This is a genomic window from Pontibacter sp. HSC-14F20 (assembly GCF_019599265.1).
In the GTDB taxonomy this organism is placed as follows: domain Bacteria; phylum Bacteroidota; class Bacteroidia; order Cytophagales; family Hymenobacteraceae; genus Pontibacter.
In genome coordinates, this window is record NZ_JAHZTC010000001.1 from 259,151 (window position 1) to 278,514 (window position 19,364).

22 protein-coding genes are annotated in these 19,364 nt (G+C 50.8%); 6 read left to right on the forward strand and 16 right to left on the reverse strand.

Annotated elements, in window-relative coordinates:
* Window positions 1–117: 117 nt before the first annotated feature.
* Window positions 118–348, forward strand: coding sequence for a hypothetical protein (locus K3G39_RS01155; RefSeq protein WP_220624324.1), 231 nt, complete (start codon window positions 118–120; stop codon window positions 346–348).
* Window position 349: 1 nt separating this feature from the next.
* Here the strand turns inward: K3G39_RS01155 and K3G39_RS01160 are convergent, their stop codons facing one another.
* A complete protein-coding gene (locus tag K3G39_RS01160; RefSeq protein WP_220624325.1) occupies window positions 350–628 on the reverse strand; it encodes a GNAT family N-acetyltransferase in 279 nt (92 codons plus the stop codon).
* A gap of 265 nt (window positions 629–893) precedes the next feature.
* On the reverse strand, window positions 894–5,153 hold the full coding sequence (locus tag K3G39_RS01165; protein ID WP_220624326.1) for an IPT/TIG domain-containing protein: 4,260 nt from the start codon (window positions 5,151–5,153) through the stop codon (window positions 894–896).
* A gap of 408 nt (window positions 5,154–5,561) precedes the next feature.
* On the opposite strand from K3G39_RS01165, the gene K3G39_RS01170 reads away from it, so the two are divergent.
* Window positions 5,562–5,999 (forward strand): thioesterase family protein, encoded by a 438-nt coding sequence (locus K3G39_RS01170; protein WP_220624327.1) that lies wholly within the window; start codon window positions 5,562–5,564, stop codon window positions 5,997–5,999.
* 185 nt (window positions 6,000–6,184) lie between these two features.
* On the opposite strand, the gene K3G39_RS01175 is transcribed toward K3G39_RS01170, so the two are convergent.
* From K3G39_RS01175 to K3G39_RS01225, 11 genes are all read right to left on the reverse strand, one after another.
* Window positions 6,185–6,760: an NADPH-dependent FMN reductase gene (locus K3G39_RS01175; RefSeq protein ID WP_220624328.1), complete on the reverse strand. Its 576-nt coding sequence runs from the start codon at window positions 6,758–6,760 to the stop codon at window positions 6,185–6,187.
* 142 nt (window positions 6,761–6,902) lie between these two features.
* Window positions 6,903–7,400, reverse strand: a complete 498-nt coding sequence (locus K3G39_RS01180; RefSeq protein WP_220624329.1) for a VOC family protein — start codon at window positions 7,398–7,400, stop codon at window positions 6,903–6,905.
* Between the two features lie 135 nt (window positions 7,401–7,535).
* Window positions 7,536–8,384 (reverse strand): arsenite methyltransferase, encoded by an 849-nt coding sequence (locus tag K3G39_RS01185; protein WP_220624330.1) that lies wholly within the window; start codon window positions 8,382–8,384, stop codon window positions 7,536–7,538.
* Between the two features lie 54 nt (window positions 8,385–8,438).
* Entirely contained in the window at window positions 8,439–8,771 is a 333-nt protein-coding gene (locus K3G39_RS01190) for a helix-turn-helix transcriptional regulator (RefSeq protein WP_220624331.1), read from the reverse strand.
* A gap of 81 nt (window positions 8,772–8,852) precedes the next feature.
* A complete protein-coding gene (locus tag K3G39_RS01195) occupies window positions 8,853–9,875 on the reverse strand; it encodes a potassium channel family protein (protein ID WP_220624332.1) in 1,023 nt (340 codons plus the stop codon).
* A 102-nt stretch (window positions 9,876–9,977) separates the two neighbouring features.
* Window positions 9,978–10,433, reverse strand: coding sequence for a hypothetical protein (locus K3G39_RS01200; protein ID WP_220624333.1), 456 nt, complete (start codon window positions 10,431–10,433; stop codon window positions 9,978–9,980).
* A gap of 33 nt (window positions 10,434–10,466) precedes the next feature.
* On the reverse strand, window positions 10,467–10,769 hold the full coding sequence (locus K3G39_RS01205) for a phosphoribosylpyrophosphate synthetase (protein ID WP_220624334.1): 303 nt from the start codon (window positions 10,767–10,769) through the stop codon (window positions 10,467–10,469).
* Between the two features lie 183 nt (window positions 10,770–10,952).
* Window positions 10,953–12,215 (reverse strand): PQQ-dependent sugar dehydrogenase, encoded by a 1,263-nt coding sequence (locus K3G39_RS01210; protein ID WP_220624335.1) that lies wholly within the window; start codon window positions 12,213–12,215, stop codon window positions 10,953–10,955.
* 148 nt (window positions 12,216–12,363) lie between these two features.
* Complete coding sequence (locus K3G39_RS01215) at window positions 12,364–13,080, reverse strand: PRC-barrel domain-containing protein (RefSeq protein ID WP_220624336.1); 717 nt, start codon at window positions 13,078–13,080, stop codon at window positions 12,364–12,366.
* A gap of 9 nt (window positions 13,081–13,089) precedes the next feature.
* Entirely contained in the window at window positions 13,090–13,284 is a 195-nt protein-coding gene (locus K3G39_RS01220) for a hypothetical protein (protein WP_220624337.1), read from the reverse strand.
* Between the two features lie 138 nt (window positions 13,285–13,422).
* Window positions 13,423–13,839, reverse strand: coding sequence for a hypothetical protein (locus K3G39_RS01225; protein ID WP_220624338.1), 417 nt, complete (start codon window positions 13,837–13,839; stop codon window positions 13,423–13,425).
* 268 nt (window positions 13,840–14,107) lie between these two features.
* Between K3G39_RS01225 and K3G39_RS01230 the strand changes: the two genes are divergently transcribed.
* From K3G39_RS01230 to K3G39_RS01240, 3 genes are all read left to right on the forward strand, one after another.
* Window positions 14,108–14,497 (forward strand): hypothetical protein, encoded by a 390-nt coding sequence (locus tag K3G39_RS01230; RefSeq protein ID WP_220624339.1) that lies wholly within the window; start codon window positions 14,108–14,110, stop codon window positions 14,495–14,497.
* A gap of 127 nt (window positions 14,498–14,624) precedes the next feature.
* Entirely contained in the window at window positions 14,625–15,119 is a 495-nt protein-coding gene (locus K3G39_RS01235) for a hypothetical protein (protein ID WP_220624340.1), read from the forward strand.
* Window positions 15,120–15,407: 288 nt separating this feature from the next.
* The gene (locus K3G39_RS01240; protein WP_220624341.1) at window positions 15,408–16,052 is read left to right on the forward strand and encodes a transposase; all 645 of its coding nucleotides are present in this window, start codon (window positions 15,408–15,410) and stop codon (window positions 16,050–16,052) included.
* 117 nt (window positions 16,053–16,169) lie between these two features.
* Here K3G39_RS01240 and K3G39_RS01245 read toward each other — a convergent pair whose 3' ends face one another.
* The 3 genes from K3G39_RS01245 to K3G39_RS01255 form a co-directional block, all read right to left on the reverse strand.
* Window positions 16,170–16,622, reverse strand: a complete 453-nt coding sequence (locus tag K3G39_RS01245) for a DUF1569 domain-containing protein (protein ID WP_220624342.1) — start codon at window positions 16,620–16,622, stop codon at window positions 16,170–16,172.
* 88 nt (window positions 16,623–16,710) lie between these two features.
* Window positions 16,711–17,112 (reverse strand): hypothetical protein, encoded by a 402-nt coding sequence (locus K3G39_RS01250; protein WP_220624343.1) that lies wholly within the window; start codon window positions 17,110–17,112, stop codon window positions 16,711–16,713.
* Window positions 17,113–17,329: 217 nt separating this feature from the next.
* Window positions 17,330–18,595: a cation:proton antiporter gene (locus tag K3G39_RS01255; RefSeq protein ID WP_220624344.1), complete on the reverse strand. Its 1,266-nt coding sequence runs from the start codon at window positions 18,593–18,595 to the stop codon at window positions 17,330–17,332.
* A gap of 221 nt (window positions 18,596–18,816) precedes the next feature.
* On the opposite strand from K3G39_RS01255, the gene K3G39_RS01260 reads away from it, so the two are divergent.
* The gene (locus K3G39_RS01260; protein WP_220624345.1) at window positions 18,817–19,083 is read left to right on the forward strand and encodes a hypothetical protein; all 267 of its coding nucleotides are present in this window, start codon (window positions 18,817–18,819) and stop codon (window positions 19,081–19,083) included.
* Window positions 19,084–19,364: the final 281 nt, after the last annotated feature.

The window sequence follows — 19,364 nt, forward strand, 5'->3', positions numbered from 1 at the left end:
TCTAACGTCCTTCCGGTATCTAGCCACAAGCAAGGATGGACAAATCATCTTTTAAGTATACTTGTAAACTCAACCACACCTTTGTGGCTGCGTTATAAATAGCTCATAAAGATAGGTATGGAGCGCAGCTTTTCATCGTTCTTCACGGGGCTTGGTCTGATCGGTATCCTGACAGGTATGGTGCTGTTGGTGTTCGTTGTGTGGAGCGTGATCTGGGCCTTTCATGATGCCCGGCGCCGGGGAAAGTCTCCCTGGCTGGTGGCGCTGATGGTTTTACTCATGGTGTGGCCGGTTGGTTTGGTACTGTGGTTAATGCTCCGGCCACTAAAAAAAGAGCAGCAGGTATAAGCTACTCCCAGCGCACGATGTGGTCGTATTCTTTGTGGCGCTTTACAAAAGCTTCCACCACTGGGCAGGAAGGTACAATCTGGCATTTGCAAGCCACGGCGTGCTCCAGTCCTTCTTTAACCAGTCTGTCGGCTATACCCTGGCCACGGTGTTGCTCAGGTACATAGGTATGGTCAAAGTCCATGTGGCCGTTATTGGTGATGGTATAGGTGAGCTCGGCCTCACCGCCTTCAAGCGTAATATAAAACCGGGTGTCTTCTTCGTCGTGAATGATTTCCATGGGAATAGGTAAGTGGTTCGAAACAGGTATATGGCTCCAGGGTGGAAGGCGTTAAACACGACACCTCAGTGTAAAGCTTTATGCTATAATTTGCAAATAAATTTCAGGAACTGCAAGTAGCAGAAAGCAATCAACGACTCATCATAATTTATCCTCCTTAAAATAAGGTCACTGATTTCTGCAGGTATACCTGTACTTAAGCAGCAAAGCCGCTCTGTCGCAGGACAAAACGACTTTGCTGTTTACAATTATATAGGTTTCAAGCTTATAAGACAGTCAATTTTTTGGTGATCATTCCCCGTTCTGTCTGAATCTGCAGGAAGTACAGACCGGCTTTTGCAGTCGGCAGGTTAATCTCCACAGCTTCCGGTCTCGGTCCGGTGATGTGCGTCTGGTACAGGCGCTTGCCAGGCGCATCGTATACCTCCAACCTATGCACATCGAAATCGGCATGGCGCAGGCTAACAGTAAATTGACCATTGTTCGGATTCGGGTAGACGGTGATCGCTTCGGCCGGCCCCAGTTCCTCTATCACAAAGTCGGAAGAACTCTTTGCCAGGCCGCCATAGCCGGTTATGGTCACTTTGCCGGTGCTGGCCCCACGCGGCACACGTACCTTATACCTGTTCTCAGCGCTCTCCAGTACCAATGCCTCCTGCCCGTTAAATGTGATTATATCTTGCTGTCCCATGACGCCGAAGTGTTCACCTGTGATCTCCACTACGGTGCCCACCGCGCCTTTGGCAGGCTGCATGGCCGTGAATTTCGGACCCGGAATCACTTCGAACGTACTCACAGAGAGCGTCTTTCCGCCGGGTGTTTCCACTAATATAAAACCTGACTCGGCCTGCTCCGGCACACGCACCACGAGCTGCTGGGGACCAGCCTCCATTACCCCGGCCTGCACTGTACCGAAGTATACCTGGTTGCGTGATTTGTCTGTGGCAAAATTCTCGCCGGTGATGGTGATGCTCGCGCCCACTATGTCGGTCTGCTTGCTCTGGCCCGTGATAACCGGAGTATACCACACGGTATAGGCTGAACTGCTCAGGGCCTCGCCACCCTTGGTACTGATCTGGAATATACCTGTCGTGGCATCTGCCGGCACGCGCACTGTTAGGGTGCTGCCGGTATGGCTTAAGATCTCGCAGGTAAGGCTGCCGAGTTTTATATTCTCGATCAAATCGGTCTGCAGGTGCTCGCCCGTAAGCGTTACTGTTTGGCCCACCCTACCTTCCAGCGGACTAAAAGAGCTCAGCAGCGGGGGCTGGTATACCTGGAATTTATCCGTGGAGGTCACACCCCCGTCAGGTGTAATGACCTTGATTTTGTCTGTGAAGGCCCCTTTTGGAACGATCACTTTCAGCTCGGTGGTTGAGGCGCTTACCACGGTGGCCGCCTTGCCGTTCAGGTATACCTTATTGTCAGCCGGCGTAGAAGCAAATCGCTGTCCGCTGATGATGATCTCAGCTCCCTGCTTGCCAGCAGCCGGGGAAAAGCCCGCTATACCTGGCGTGGCCAGCACATCCTCCAAATTCACCCGCACGCTTTCGTTGATCACCGGCGGCATGTCGTAAATGCGGTTTTGGGTGACGTTGGTGCGGATCGGGGAGTTGAAATCAAAGAAGATATCGGCAAAGTTCTCCACCAGCGCCTTTTCCGGCAGGTCGGCTTTTGGCTTAATGCTGAACTGGATATAACCGTGACTGCCAGGCTCATCAGCGGTAGAGTCAGGCAGCATGATGTTGTCGAAGGTCCAGGTGAGGACGGGACGGCCTTTGCCGCTTACTTCCAGACGGCCCGGGTGGGAGGTAGCACCTACTTGCAGTGTGCTCAAATCCAACTGCTCGGAGAGGGTGTCCACCACCACGATGCGGTAGGCTACGGCGGTACCTGTATTCTGGAAGCGTATTTTGTACTTGAGGGCGGAGCCAGTTGGGGTGTAGTGCTCTTCTGTGCGGCCTACCGGTGTCACCAGCTTGTCGTTCGGGTCATAGGAATCGGTGATCAGCATGCATTCCATAGCCTTCTCCGACTCTTCATCATCTGTGGGCAGCAGGTTCACCTTGCCAGTGCTCACGGAGCTAGCCTCATCGCCCGGACAACCCTCGATGGTGACGCTAACAGCCGTGTTGTCGCCGTTGCCGGCGGGCTGTTTTGTCTCCAGTCGCCAGGTATAGCCCATGGAGGGCACCCAGAGTACCAAGCTGTCACCGGAGGCCAGCCGGAACTGCTCCTGCGAAGCCAGCAGACCGTCGGCATACTTGCGGAATAGCTGCGGTGCATCCATGTCAGCAGTGCCGGTATTACGCACCACGAAGCGGATCATACCTGTCTCGGCGTTGCAGCGGCCGGTGATAGAAACCGTCGGTGTTGGCTTCGCAGGCTTGTTATTGGAGGGCGTGATCCAGGCACGGGTGCAGACGGTGAGGCCGCGCACCGATTCGTCGCCGCAGGTCACGATGTCCTGAATGGTGATAGTGCTGCTTTGGCCGGCTGCGAGATCGCCAATAGAAAATTCGTACGTGCCGTCCGGCAGGCGGGTGTAAGGCTTATCGGCTGAGAGCAGCTCTACCTCCTTGGGCAGCTGCAGGTATACCTTGGCGTCTTCGGCAGGAGCGAACCCGGAGTTAGTATACTTAACGGTTGTGGTGCTTTCAAAGCAGCGACGACGATGGTCTGAAGAAACGCTGACGGAGAGGTAAGGGGTGAGGGTGACGCGGTTGCCAAGGTGTAGCATTTGGGTTTGCCCAAGGGATGCAAAGCTCACTTGTTGGGCATCGGCCTGGCAGGCCGTAATATTTCTAGATGCTTGCTCTGCAGGCAAAATTTCTTTTACATGATATTTTCCGGCGCCAACAGGTAAAGTATAGTAGCCATTCTGGTCTGAAATCGAATAGTATGGGCCAGGAGTGGCTTCCACTAAAATTCCAGGAAGCGGGCTGTCGTCTTCGTCGAAAATGCAGTTACTGTTCCTGTCGTTAAATACAATACCAGTTATATTATTCGTTTCAGGCAAGGTAATTGGCTCATTATTCGTAAAGCTCGCCACCGTATTGTTTGGGCTTAGAACGATGATACGGGAACCTGATTTGTTTACCGAAAAAGAATTTTGGAGAATGTGAAAGATATAGGAGTAGTTTCTTGAACTCGCAACCAAGGCTTTTGTTAGGGCGTCGTATTTATAAATGTGTCCCCATTCAGAAAGATACATGTTGTTTTGCCCGTCAAAATCCATATCAAAGGCTGTAAATCCATTCGGGTAAGCGTTTGGAGGGAGAAAATCCCCCAAGAACTCACCAGTAAGCGTAAATTTCTTGGACTTCCGGATAAATAAAATGTATAGGGCCCCCTCTTTATCAATACTGAATTTAAGCCGGCTGTTAAATACCCCTTCCTTAAAGCTAATAGGTGCGCCAGTTTCGTTGTTGATGTATGATTGCCTTTTTATAAAACGTCCCTCAGGACTGTACTGGTACAGATAAATTTCATCAGAAACATAGACATTACCCTGAGGATCCATTTTAAGATACATAGGATTTGCTAAAGCTGTAGGGCTCCCTGTGCCTGTACCGGAAGCAGGCGCAAACCTGGAGATAAACACACCGTTTGGAGTAAACTTTTGAACGCTTCCTGCAATATCTTTCGAAAGGACATAAAGGTTGCCCGCCTGGTCAAGTTCCATACTTGTAATTTGGCTTGTAAACTTTCCATTGCCAGAGCCCTTGCCTCCAAACGAGAACAATAGGTTGCCTTCCGGGTCATACTTCTGGATGATACTATTGCTGAATGCAACAAAGTAATTGCCGACCTGGTCAGATTTGATGGCGTATGGGTATAGTTTATCGGCGCTATTGCTTCTAAAATTTCCAAAGTCTAATAGGAATTCGCCTTCCGGGGAAAACTTTTGAACACGGCTATCATTATCCCTGTCGGCTACATAGATATTGCCTTCCTTGTCTAGCGTCAGGCTCAATCTGGAGCCGGTAAACTGACCGTTCCCGGTTCCTTTTGACCCGAAGTTCATATGCCAATACCCGGTAGTATCTAACTTGATAACCTGGTGAGAAGAAAGCTCGGTTATATAGACATACCCTTCCGCATCCAAGGCGATATCATCAGGATAAATTGCCCAGCCACTACCGAAATCACTGAGGTAATTGCCGGACTTATCAAATATCTGAATGCGAGCATTATAAGGATCAGTTACGTACAGATTTTCTTCCTTATCGAGGGCAAGGCCGCCAGGCATGTTAAATTGACCGGGCAGTTCTCCAAAACTACCGATCACGGAAAGCAAATTTCCTTGCTGATCGAATTTTTGAATACGATGGTTTTCAGTGTCCGCTACGATGATCGTGCCATCTTTAGCTACGACTAAGGAAGTTGGATTATTTAATTGGCCAGGTAGGCTGCCCTCTTCTCCAAAGCTGAGCAGTATCTCGTTGTCAGGACTGATCTTATGGATGCGGCTGCCAAAACTGATCGTGTACATATTTCCTTCGCTGTCCAGGCTGGTTGCCATGTGCGAGTTAGTGTCATGATACCGGCCAGTCAGATGGTACTCATTCAGCATTGTGCCGGAGAGGTTGAAAACACGTGTGCTATAATTATCAGCAAGGTATAATTTATTGTCTGGCCCTAAAGCGATATCGTAGGGAAAGGAAACAGTGTTTCCAATTACGGAACCAAGCTTATAATCCTGAGAGAGTGCAGTCGATATAGAAAAAAACAGAAAAGTTAGTAAAAGTAAAGTTGTTCTCATAGGCAAAAGTGGAAAATCGTATGGTGCTGTAAATGTAAAGATTAAAGTACAATTATATACCTGTTGAAACACTATCACAACAGGATTTTAGTAAAAAACAACCTATGTTATACCAGCAAGGCTTAACTTTGCGATCCTATTATCGTTATCACACTGATCCAATAAAACATGCCCCATACCTACACCGGAAAAGTAATGTGGTCGCACCTGGATGCGAACATGCACATGCGCCATTCTGCCTATGCTGATTTTGCGGCCCAGGCCCGTATCGAAGCGCTTGACGAACTCGGACTGGATCTCAAAACTTTCCAGCGCCTGCACCTCGGCCCAATTTTGTTTAAAGAGGAAACTACTTACCTGCGGGAGATTGGCATAAATGAGAAAATCACTATCCTGACAGAACTGACTGCGGGGCGCAAAGACGGCTCGCGCTGGGCACTCCAGCACGAGATCTACAAAGCCAATGGTGTAAAAGCGGCCGTGATTAAAGTGGAAGGTGCCTGGATTGATGTTTTGAAAAGAAAGCTGGCAGCACTGCCGGAGGAACTGGCGCAGCATTTCATGGAGCTGCCGCGCAGTGCCGATTATGTAGAACTGGAAGGCTAAGGCCTATACCTGATCGTGCTCAACTACAGGTATAGCAGAGGAGCCCTTATGCAGTTCTAGTTTATTGTCAAAGTCTTCTCTGTCATTCCGACGAAAGGTGAAATCTGTTTCTCTAATGGGTATACCGCAGAGTTCTCCCGCTGGTCGGAATGACAGCGGATGGCCCAGGTATTTAGCACCAGATATCAGGGCTTGTCAGTTGATTCGTCCATTTTCTTCTTCGCCTCCACGCACCAGAGCAGTTCGCGCAGGAAGTGGTTGGCTCGTTTGTCGGTGGCTTCTTTGTCAGCGGCGTCGCCTTCTTCGTCGTAGTTGTCCTGCACCTTGGGTACGGGAAACATGGCGGGCACGGTCCAGGCGCGCATTTTCCAGAGCGAGAATTGCAGCGACGTGATGACCTGTGTACCACCAAATGCTCCTCCTGAAACAGTTGAGATAGCCACTGGCTTGCGGTGCCACTCGTCGTAGAGCAGGTCCACCACGTTTTTGAGACTAGCCGGATAGCCGCCGTTATACTCCGGTGTCACAATAACAACACCATCTGCTTTCACAATCTTTTCCCGGAAATCCTGCATGGCCGCCGTGGGCTCCTCCAGCCGACTGTAGCGCTCATGAAACAAAGGAAAGTCATAAGCCTTTAGATCCACGATTTCGGTTGTGGCCAATTGGTGCGCTTCGAGATACTTTTGCAGGTATAGCGCTACGCGGTGACTCTTGCGGCCGGTGCGCACACTCGAAGAAATAAGGGTGATGTGGGGCATGGGGTGGTTTTTTGGGTTTGGGCCTGACTACCCGACAATAAGCTAGCTGTCAAAGGTATATTTATTTTATGTGATCCGCTACTACGTCGTCTTTACCGGAAGTTCTTTGTATTGAAGGTATAGAATCCTTCGTCAGGAAAACTTATTTTTCCAATTCGTTTAGCAGGTCCTGCAGGTCGAGCGGCTGGGTATACATGGTCGTGTTGCCTTCCTCATCGCGCGGCCAGTTTTCCCGTGGCCGGTCCCAGTACAGCTCAACGCCATTGCCGTCTGGGTCCGATAGGTATAGCGCTTCCGAAACGCCGTGATCGGATGCACCGTCGAGACGATAGTTGGCCTCTCTGATACGCTTCAGGATAGCAGCCAGGTCTTTACGGCTAGGGTAGAGGATGGCGGTATGGAAGAGGCCGGTGCTGCGTGGCGGGGGCGGGGTGCCTCCTTTGCTGTACCAGGTGTTCAGCCCGATGTGATGGTGATAGCCGCCCGCTGAGACAAATGCTGCCTCCGGACCGTACATCATCACTAGTTCAAAGCCCAGCAGGTCGCGGTAAAAAGCCAGCGCACGATCCAGGTCGGCTACTTTCAGGTGCACGTGCCCAATGCGGGTCTGTGCCGGTACGGTATATTTTTCTGTTGCCATGCGATGAACGTTCTATACCTGTACTTTACAGGTATAGTAGCGCTTACGTATACAATTCTTATTTGTGTTTAAACCAGCAGGGGCGGCTATGCAAATAATGCGTGCCGCCCCTGCTGAGCTGAAATTGTAATGGCTCTAGCAGCAGCCGCTACCCGGCGCGCAACAGGCCAGATTTTCGATTGGTTTGCTTCCGTATACCGTGATGCTGTAGATACCGGTGCTGCTCTCTCTGAAAGCCTTTATACCTGGGGCATCCAGGTATTCCTGCAGAATTTCGTCCGGCACATGAATCGCCTTCTCTTTCTGCACAGTAATGTTTTCAAAACCAAGGTCCCGGATGATCTGCAGATAGACGTCTTTCTGGATCGCGCCTGACACGCAGCCGGCGTACATCTCGCTGGCCTGCACAATGCCCTCCGGCAGTTCGCCTACCAGCACCACATCCGAAATACTGAAGTGTCCGCCCGGTTTTAGCACGCGGAAAGTTTCGGCAAAAGCTTTACGCTTGTCCGGCACTAGGTTGAGCACACAGTTACTGATCACCACATCAGCACGATTCGCTGCAATCGGGAGGTCTTCGATCTCACCCTGGCGAAATTCCACGTTATTGAAGCTTAACTTTTCGGCATTTTCGCGGGCTTTGGCGATCATGGCCTCCGTCATATCCACGCCAATCACCTTGCCGCTTTCACCTGCCAGCGCACGGGCCACAAAGCAATCGTTACCGGCGCCGGAGCCCAGGTCCACAACTGTATCACCTTTCCTGATCTGGGCAAACTCGGTAGGTACGCCGCAGCCCAAACCAAGGTCTGCATCCGGGTTGTAACCTTCCAGTTCAGTGTAGTTATCTGCAAATATGGCATAGTCAACAGTTCCACAGCCGGTAGCCCCGCAACAGGAGGCTTCGTTCTGCTCTTTGCTCTGCAACGCGATCTCGCTATACTTGTCGCGCACTATTTTCTTGAGTTCTTCTGCCTTGTTCATCTTTCTGTTTTTCTTAATTTATCGGTAAATTACGATCAATTCAGTTAAATTTTTTTAGCAGCAACTACTATCGCAGGAGGTATAGCTTTGAAACAAGAAGCCCAGCGTTTCCTGTGCCTGTTTCCATACCTGTTCGTTGATGCAGTAGCATACTTTTTTGCCGTCAATGTCCCCCTGAATCAGGCCTGCTTCTTTCAGTTCTTTCAGGTGCTGCGACACCGTAGACTGCGACAGGGGAAGCTCATCCACGATGTCACCACAAATGCAGGCTTTGCGCTCCAGCAATACACGCAAGATAGCAATGCGTGCCGGATGTCCCAAAGCTTTGGCAAAGCGGGCGATCAGGATTTCTTCTTCTGCAAATTGGGCTGTCTTGGATTGTCCCATGGTTAGATTTTATAATCGTAAAATTACGATTAAAGGTTGCGATTTCAAATGGAAAGAGCAGATTTTTTTTGCTGATACAGCCTATACCGGATTCGGACGATAAATGGCTTTCCACTGCCAGCCATCCTGGTAGAGGAGGTAGGTCAATGTTTCGCGTCGCTTTTTGTAGGTTTCGGTGGAATTAAATTCGTTTAAGCGGTCTGTTTTAAGTGGTATTCCCGCTTCGATCAGGGCATCCCAATTTATTTCCGGAAAAGAATATGGCTCCTGCTCTTCGTTTTTGTGGTGCCGCTCCAGCACATACAGGTAGTAATCCTGTGCTCCCCTGATGGTGAGCAAATCAGCATCGGAAGGCCTGGCCTCGTCCTGCACACCAAACTTTAGAAAGTTGATGGCCTCGTCGAAGATCGTCAGGTTTAGGATGACCGACTGCCGCTGTTCAACGCTGTGGAAGTAATGGATGATCGGGTAGGCTTTGTGGTTCTGGCTGTGCTGTGTGATCATGTCGGCTAGGTCTGCATCATGCTTAAGCAGCCGGTCAAAGTTCTCGCCGTTCCAACTATTCAGCAGCACCTGCTGGGGCGAGTTGCCGAGGCTGTTCAGGAACACGCTCAGTTTCACCTGCAGGATAACCGCCGACAGCACCGGCATAATATAAGTGATGGAAATAGTAATGAAAGCAAGTCCGCTGAAGGCAAGCAGGTTGGCAACGATGTCCCATACATAAGAGCCAGGCTTGTAGTCGCCGTTACCCATGGTGGATAAGGTATAGCCCGCGAAGTAGAGCTTTTCCCAGGCGGTGGCGATCTGGTCCGTGTTGCTGTTTAGGATGGAGGCTGGGTCGGAGAGGAGGAGCAGAAAAGACCCCAGCCACATACCCGCCACCCAGCTGAGGATGATAAGGACCAGCAGCATGTGACCGACCCGTTCGAGCATTTTCTTTTTACCATCATAGCCTGCCAGTTTCAGACAAAGATGCCAGATGGTTTCCGAAACAAAATTGGTCAGCCGTCCGCCCCCCTCAAAGGACAGGGTGGTGGTGATCAGGTCTCGCATGACAAACAGGATGATGGCTATACCTGCAAGTGCGTAGAGTATCTGCATAAATATAAGAGAGGATGCGCAAAAATTACCTGTTTGTACTTTCTAAGGCACCACAGGGTTCTGTAAAATGCGCAAGCTGTACGGCTGATTCAGAAGGCAGACCTAGCGGTTCATTTCCTCTCGCATCCGGTTCATGTGCGTGGAATCGATCATGCCCTGTCGTTGCATGCGTTGCATCATACTGCTCATCATACCTGGATGCTGGAGCATCAGGCGTGTCATTTCGTTGCAGGCAACAGTGTCGGAGTCACACAGGGTCATCATCTGTTTCATGTGCTGCTGCATTTGCTGACGGTGAAGCGATACCATACCAGACGTGTCACCGATGTTGCCCTGCATCATACCTCCGCGCATCATGCCGGCGCCCATGTTCTGGTCCCGCATCTGGGCCATCAGCTCGTTGCGCATCTGCTCATCTTCCAAAATAGTGCTGTATACCTGTTGGCGTTCACTTTCGTCGCGGAGCATCTCCTGCACATTTTCTGACTGCTGGCAGCTGCTTGTGACCAGCAGCAGGATGGCCAGGAGGGGGAGGAAAAAGTGTTTGCTGATTTTCATGTCTCGTTGATTATGCACTATGGACTGGCTGGATTAAGCTCGCAGCTTTTTCGCCATTTCTGGTGTAATTGCTTCTGAGTAGGCTCCGTAGGCATCTAATAATACGCCTTTTACACCGTAGGTCGAAGAGATGGCATATACCACCGAGTTATCATCCGGATTGCTCATACCCTCAAAGCGGTGTACTTCATCAATATTAAACTCCTCGGGCTTCAGTTGCATCGGTTTAGTGGTACAGACAATGCAGTTTTCTTTCAGATTGAAATCCTCGGTATAGCCTCTTTGCTTGAGTCCGTTCAAGGCACCGGATAGTGTATCGTAGCTGTAATGGGTCATGGCGTTTTTCCTTTTAAGGTGCTGGTGTATTGCTTTCTACTGTATGTGCTGTGTTTTCGTTTTATGTGAGCTGTTTCCAGAACTGCGGTGGTGCTGGCGTGGCCAAGATACACTGCTCAACTGGAATAGAAAAAGGACAGGCTTATACCTGTCCTTTTTCGTGACTGAGTTTTTAGGTAGTCTTTACTGCCGCGGGGTAATCTTCCAGAGTTCGCCGTTTTCCTGGTCCGTCACCAGGTATAGCGCTCCGTCAGGTCCCTGGCGTACGTCACGTACACGCTGTTTGCGGTCGCCGAGCAGGTGCTCCTCGCCCGTTACGCGGTTGTTTTCGATGCGCAGGCGCACCAGTACCTGCGAACGGAGGCCTCCTACAAACAGGTTATCCTTCCACTCCGGAAAGGCGCTGCCTGTATAGAACTGCGCACCGGACGGGGCAATCACCGGATCCCAGTAGTAAACCGGGTCTTCAAAGCCTTCTTTGGTGGTAACGGCGTTGGGAACAGGAGCACCCGAGTATTCCTCCCCGAAGGTGACCGTAGGCCAGCCGTAGTTTTTGCCTTTTTCAATGAGGTTCAGTTCGTCACCACCCTGCGGACCCATCTCCACGATCCAGAGCTGGCCCTTGCTGTTGAAGGCAGCAGCCTGCACGTTGCGGTGGCCGGTTGTCCAGATCTCAGGCAGGTGGTTTTCCTTCTTCATGAAAGGGTTGTCGTTTGGTACTTTGCCGTCTGGCACGATACGGATGATTTTGCCCATGTGGCTGTTCATTTGCTGCGCCTGCGGACGAATCTCTATATCGGATCGTTCACCCAGCGTGATGTACAGCATACCATCCGGCCCGAAAGCCAGGCGCGAGCCGTAGTGCATCGTACCATCGTAAGTAGGTTGGGCCTGGAAGATCACCTGCACATTGTCCACACGTGAACGGTCTTCTGACAGCACCCCGCGGGCCACACTGGTAGCATTCCCTCCCTGGCGCGGTTCGGTGTAGCTCCAGTAGATCATGCGGTCAGAGCCAAAGTCAGGTCCTAGGGCCACGTCCAGCAAGCCACCCTGTCCGCGGGCATCTACTTTAGGTATACCGGTTATCGGGTTGCCGATCTGGCCTGAGGCCGATACTACACGCATTTGGCCGGGCTTTTCAGTTACCAACAGATTGCCATCGGGCAGGGGTTCAATGGCCCAGGGCTTTTCAAGGTTTTTGGTGAGCACCTGCACATCATAAGCTGTTTCAGATTTAATTTCGCAGGCACGGGTCTGCCCCTCGAAGGCTGGTTTCTGCTCCGGAGCATTGGCAGTGCCCATATCAATCGGCTGGCATTCTTCCTGGGTGGCAACGGGCTCCTGCTGGTCTTTGTCCTGCTGGGTAGCAGTTTCTTCGCTGCAGGAAGCGCCCATCGTGGCCATGCCGAGGGCAGACATGAGGATGAGTCGGGATAGTTTCATAGTGTTCTGTTTTTTTATTGGTTGGTATACAGCATATAATCATTTGTTGTACTCCATTGTTTCCGATTTGTTCGCAGCGGCCCGTAAACCACAAAGCCGCACGGTTGCTGGTGCGGCTTTGCAGGTATAGCAGACAGGTTGTACTGACCTAAGAATCCAGCGCTCTTTTCTTGAGCAGAATAAATTCTTCCTCTGTAATGGAGCCACGTTCGCGCAGATTTTCCAGTCGCTCAATAGTGGTGATGGAGTCTTCTACGGACTTGCCGCGGTAGTCTTTGCTATCGCTGTGGTCGGTTACGCGCCGCGTGTGTGCATCGCGGTCGTAACCCGGATCTCCCGCTGTATAGAAGCGCTCTTCGTTGAAGGACTCATCATTGTAAAAATCCGGGTTGATGCGGCGTGTGTTGTCCGTTTCAGTGTGCAGGGCATCATCAAACTCAGACTTGTACTCGGTCTTATCTTCGAAAGTATCGCGGTGGGCACGCCGGAAGTTGTCGCGCACGGCATACTCATAATCCGGCGTGATAGCTCCGCCCGGATAAGCCGGGTATTGGGAAATACTCTTCCCGTCGACAGAGGCTACGAAGATGTTCTTGCCTTTGCGGTCGAGGGCGGCTGCCCCGATCGGTATGAGCAGGTAGGTATCGCGGTCGCGTTCGAAGAAGCGGTTGTCGCCCAGCACCGAGAGGTAGCGCACTTTCATGGCTTCCATGTCGACCACCAGGTCTTTCACATCGCCCAGTTTTTCGCCGTCGGCACCTACCACGCGCCAGCCTGTTACGTTGATATTGTCTTTGGCCACCTCGTAGTCTTTTAACTGACTCAACAGCACCAGTCTTTCGTTTCTCAATTCGTTATCGTTCATAATTTTAATTTAAGTGCGTATCATATCGGGCATCAGGTCCGGGTATAGTGCAGGTAGCTGCATACTGACAGCAGCAAGCGCCTGGGCCTGTCCGTCTTTCAGAAATAATTCATAAACAGCCCATCCCAGCAGGAGCAGTATCAGGACCAGCAGGATCCAGGGCCACACGGGCTTTTTCTTTTTTTCAATTCGTATCTCAGCCATTTCGCTTTGTTCTTTTTTTCATAGGTTTATCTGATCACCGGTCCCCGCCATCGGAGCGGCGGGTGGTGTTGTGCTTAATACGCTGTTGCACAGATGATTGTTGAAATGGCGTGATTTCGGCCTGCCGATAAGGCGAATTCAGTTCAGATTTTGATTGTTAAGCCACTCGACAGCATCCATTTTATGGGTGAAAAATCTTACCTCAGGAGAATCGCTGCTTTCCTTTCTCGACTCTGGCATAGGCGCTTCGGGGTGCAGCACGTGTGCGATGCAACTTACCTCCGAAGTGTCCCGCACTTTCTTGTCCCATTCTGTCCATGTCAGGTAGGCAAGGTAGGTCGTGGGGGCTTCAAAAAAATCCTGTACATCGTTTATAATCGAGCGGCAGGGGTATTGCCGGATCATCTCCAGCATTCCTTTTTCCACTTCATCGATGTGCTCTTGGGTTGCGGTTCCTTTCCAGATAATGCTGAGCATCTGCCGTTCATCCAGGTAGCGTAAGGTGCAGTACCGCTGGCCAAGACCGTTCAGGTAGTGTCTGTATGTTTTTTTCATGTGTACCTTTCCCGCAATTGGTGAAGTGAGGCATCGCTTCTTCTTTGATTAGCTTCCTGCTGTTACGCTCCTCTTTCTCAAGCGATTTCCGGACAAGCCCTTATTCCCTTATCGGATTCTTTCTGGCAGAAGTTTCATTGTATTTTGTCTGTGAGCTTCCTATGGACCGGAATTCAGTAGATGAATGCGGTGCTCAGTGCCGTTGCTGGAGAGAGGCGCACTTACTGGAAATTATTTGAGGTTGCCGTGGAACGCGCCTTGTTTAATAATGTTATATTGCATCGTGCATTACGCTGTCAAAAATATTCTACTCGCGCTCTCTATCTTTTTTGCATTCTACGGATTGCAGACAAAGGCAGCGAAGGAGTTACAGGCGCAGTCGGTTCAGGTACATACTGAGCAAGGCGAACTGTCATTTTCTGACAAGAGCACACTCGGCCAGGCGACAAGCCTGCTTCAGCCGGAAGAGCAGCTGCGGGTATGGCAGCACCGGCCCTCTGCACCGCTCAAGCAGGTATCTTCGGGTTCGGCAGCGCTTGTGTGGGCGCAGGAATTCCGGCTACAGTTACAGGTGGTACATTACCTGCAGCGGGCCAGACATTTCAGCCCCGGTCTTTCCATCCGCGATATCATTTTCCCCTTTCACTACTTCTGGTAATTTCTTTTCTTTTTTAGCAGCAGGCAGGGTATAGGCCCACTTGCTTTCACCATCAGGTATGAGCCGGCCGGAGCACCGACCGCTTTACCTGCGAGATTATTTTATAATTATTAAAAAAGAAAAGAAAATGGATATTTCCACTATCATAATGGGCATACTGGCTGTGGCCCTGTTCATAATTCCTATTTATTATATACAGCATAAACAGAAGTCGAACGTTAGCAAAGCCAAACAACCTTTCCTGGACGCGGCAAACCAGCAGGGACTGCAACTCGGTCAGCATGATTTTTGGAACGAGCAGTACGGTATCGGGCTCGACCAGTCGGGTAACCGACTTTTTTACTGGCACCACGACGGGCAAAAGCCTCAGGAAACGATCATAGACCTGGGTGCTGTGAAACAGAGCGTAGTAGAAAATATGCACCGCGAAGTAAACAGCAATCGCATCATCGATACGATCGGCTTGCGGTTGTCGGTAAGCGGCACCAAATCACCTAACCTATACCTGCCGTTCTACGACAAGGAGGGCAGCATGATGCTGAGCGGCGAGTTGCAACTGGCTGAGAAATGGAATGCGATCATTCAGAGTAAAATGGCGAGTAGGCAGGCTGTACAGGTATAGAACTGTATCATCCAATTTAATAGGGCAAGTCTGCATGCCCGAAATGATTCAGGATACCTTTGTTAGTTTTAAAAGGGGCCATAGGCCCCTTTTATTATGAGTAAATTTTCTTTTGCTGTGTAGCGGGGGGGGGGCAGGTATAGCACCCTAACCTGTTTCATAGTTTGCCCTGGCCGGGCGTGCCTCACTTTTTTCCTTGATGAAAATAGAGGGCCCCTACCCACTACTGTTCGAAACCTTTTTTGGTACGTATTCTATGATAGGAATTGTATGGGGAAGGAGGCTGATATGAAGGCGAAGGATTTACTGGCATTTATCCCTGACCAGGACCTTGCTCAGCTGGCGGCCCGGACGCGGGTGGACCACCAGGTCAAGAAGCTCAGCGGGCGGGTGATGTTTCAACTGCTGCTGCTCTCGCTGTTGGAGGGGGGCAAAGCAAGCCTTCGGGTGATGGAGGAGCTGCTGGCCGTGGGGCAGCAGCCCGAGGGGATGACCCTCACCGTGCTGAGCGATGCCTGGGTGAGCTTCCGGGAAAAGCCCGGAAGCTACCTCGAAAAGCCCCTGCGCCTGGTCAAGGCCACCCTGGAATCGGGGGAGCAGATCTGCTTTGTCACCAACATCGCCTGGCTGGATGCCTACCAGGTAGCGGCTATCTACAGGGAGCGCTGGCAGATCGAGGTGCTCATCAAGTTCCTCAAGCAGCACCTGCAGCTCGAGCACCTGCTCACCCGGGAGGAGAACGGCATCCAGGTCATGCGCTACATGACCCTGATCGTGGCCCTGCTGCTCATCGTCTACCGCAAGCTCAACAAGCTCGACAGCGACCGCCGCGCCAGGCTGCGCTTTGCCCAGGAATTGGACGTGGAAATAGTCAGACAGATCGTGCTGCTCTGCGGAGGGGACCCTGCCAAAATGGAAAAATTCGTCACTTGACAAGGTTTCGAACAGTAGTGGGTAGGGGCCCTCGACAAAAGGGGAAGGCTGAGATGGGGTGAAAGGGGGTAGGAGAGGTAATTCCCTGTGCAGTGCTAGGGTCGATAGCCACCAACCCTACACACCAAACTGGTTCAGGTGATGGTCGAGGTGCTTGTAGAACATGTGGTTCCACTCCTGGCTGGTGAGGGGGCCGAATGAGTGGGAGTCAAGACCTTCAAAATGGGCGGCTCCTAAGGTTTCTGTTTGGCAGATGTAATGCAGGAGACGGTTTTTCTCGGATGCAAAGTCTTTGTCGCTCTTCATCTTGAGTTGGGGAGCTGTGGCGCTGTTTTGTTTGTAGGGCGTTTCGTTCACCACCGTGTTTTTCAGCAGCAGTCGCAGCACAAAGCGCTTGAAGGCGTTGGGCTTTGGGTGCTTGTCCTCATAAGCCATTTCGTAGATAACATTACAGTGGGCAAGCATCTGGGCCGCATTCATTTTTCCCCAAAGCTGTTTTGTATCGGGTTGTAAGTTGTTGATGCGCTGCGTAAGTTCTGCCGTTGTGTCGGGCGTGAAAAGGTTTTTCATTTTTAGAGGGATCAGGTGATAACGAAAGATTTTCTGATGCTTGAAGTTAGACTTTGGGAGCAGGTATAGCAGTCCAGATGTGACGAAGCTATACCTTGCTCTGCTCAGCAGGTAGCGGATGCTGGAAGAGCGTGAGGCCGTACCAGGCGGCGAGCCCGGCATACACCGCGCACAGGCCCCAAAGCATAAATGGCTGCTCCGGGTACCGGAACAAAAACTTGAGAAGTCCCATCCCAGCGATGAAAAAATGGGTGAAGTTGGCGATGCAGATCGGGCGGTTATAAATGCCGCCGATCAAACTGCCTTTGGCCATCCAGTTGAGCATGGCAAAACCCAGGTATAGCGCGCCCGTCACTTGCAATAGCAGCACATCCACCGGACCCGGCTCCGAGCCCAGGTATACCGCCAGTTCTTCGGGCAGAAAGGTGAGGGCTATACCTAATACTGCCAGCACTGCAGCGCTCAGGGTCATCATGATTTTGGTTTGCATCGGTTTTGTTTTAAGGGTATATTCAGGTCTTGATTAATTTACCAATTCATGAGGTAAAAAACTGATTGCCTCCCCATTCAGCTTCATCGTTTCTCCTGGCTTTAGCGCTTCTTTCGGAAACTGAATCTATATGTCAGTATTCTCCTTCCATGCAAGAGCCAGAAAGGTTCGGAGAATACCGGTAAGCTAAGCAAAAAAATTGATCTGGAGCAGTCGCTTAATCGGAGTCTTGCTCCTTTTTTTCTTTTTTATAATAACCTGTTGCCTTGCCGTAGAGGCGGCTTAAAGGGGTGGCGCTTAAGCCATGTACCAAAACAGAAGCGAAGATAACGAGGCTGACCACGTCCCAAACCAGGGGCTCTTTTAAGCGATGCTCTGCCATCGATCCATAGTAGATGGCTGCTACGGCAACTGGCCCGAACCAACCCAGGAACAGTGCATCTTTTTTGCTTTGTAGCGCAGGCAAAAATGGCTTCAGGAGCAACAGCACCGGTGGGCGACGAAGCAGCAGGATAAGTATGACTAGCAGTATACCAGTCCAACCCAGGTCTGCCCACCCCGACCAGGGTATGGCTATACCAAGTAACGTAAAAATAGGGTAGGAGAAGAAGCGGTTAACTGCCTCCTGGCCTTTCTCTTCCTCACCCCGGTCATTCTCGCCTACGAACTGTACAAAAGCTGCCGCAGCGGCAAACACGATCAGCAACTCGTCGCTCTTGATCAGTTTACCGCCTCCGACTGCAAGCAGCGAGAGCGCCACCGTATACACCAGGCGCCAGTCTTCTTGTATCAGATCACGCTTTTCGGCTGCCTTAAGCAGCTTGCCGGCTAAAAAGCCCAGTAGCAGACCAAAACCAGTTGCTGCCAGCACTTCCCATAGCAGTGTGGTGGTGAGCCAGTGTGAGATAGCTTTATCGGTTACCATGGTTAGCATGAGCAGCGGCAGCAGTACTAGCAGGTAGCTGAGGCCGTCGTTGGCACCGGATTCAAAAGAAATTGCATGCCGGAGACGGTCTGGAAGGTTCTTTTCGGCCACAGGCCCCGTTACAATCGGGCTGGCCGCAATAGGATCTGTAGGGGCTATAATGGCGCCGATCAGGGCTGACAGCCAAAAGGGCAAGCCAAGTATAAAGTAAACAAGGGCTGTGCTGATCGCCCACATCAGCAGCATGCCTCCTGAGATCAGGATGAACAGTTGCCGCCAGTTTTCTTGTGGGAATTGTTTCGGGATACGGAGCGCTACGCCCATAAGCCCAATGCCAAGCGTAACGCGCGCAGAGACCTCTAAAATAGTGGACTTTTCACCGTATTCAGTTATATCTATAATATCCAATACCTCGGGACCAAGCAAGATGCCTATGATCAGAGCGAGGAGCGTAGCTGGTATAGGGCTTTTCTCCAGCCACTTAGAGCCAAGGCCGATCAGCAGGACCATTGCTCCCAGAATAGTAAGGATGATATTCAGATCCTCTTTTCCCATCATGCTTTTGGTATAGTTTGCGCTAAAATTCCAGCATACGGCAGCAGCAGAAAAGAGATAATGGAAGCGTAATCTTATAAAAACCGTTGTGTGTCTGGCTGGTTAAATCTGCTTTATAGGTCGCTATTACTGTTGTATGTATGAAGCCGCGTGCGCCTGGTGCTTGGTGGTGTGGTTGCTGCAGGTTAGTGTGGTATCTTAGCACTGAAATTTACCTTACACGAATGAAGAAATTACTTTATGTAGCGATCGTTTTAAGCGTTACATCCTGCTCCTCTGAAAATAATCTGGAAGACACCCTCTACAATATAGCGGAATCAGGCGCCACCATGGTGATTGACTCACTGCACCACACCGCCAATAAAGAGCTGGAACGATACACCGGCATCGACTCGCTGGCTAACAGGATCGGTGCGGCTGATACTATAAACGTGGAGCGCGAAATAGAGCGCGGAATTAAGCGCAGGCTCATTGAAGAACTCTCCAAATAACAATGCTATAAGCAGCGGGTTGAAACGCCTTTTTGCTACAGAGGGGGCTGAAATAGGCAGATATTCAAGCTGCTGTACCATATAATCCAAATCCTACTTCATTTGCTAGTGCGAGCTTGTAGCTCGTACTAGTACTTGGCAAGGTATAGGTACAGTACAATTAAAGATTGTGCTGTAAGTTTGCACCACCCAGGGTATACGCTCACTACAAACGCAATTGCTGGAATTACTGCCGTAGATGATAATTAAATAACTATAGTAATTAGAGCACCCAATCAATT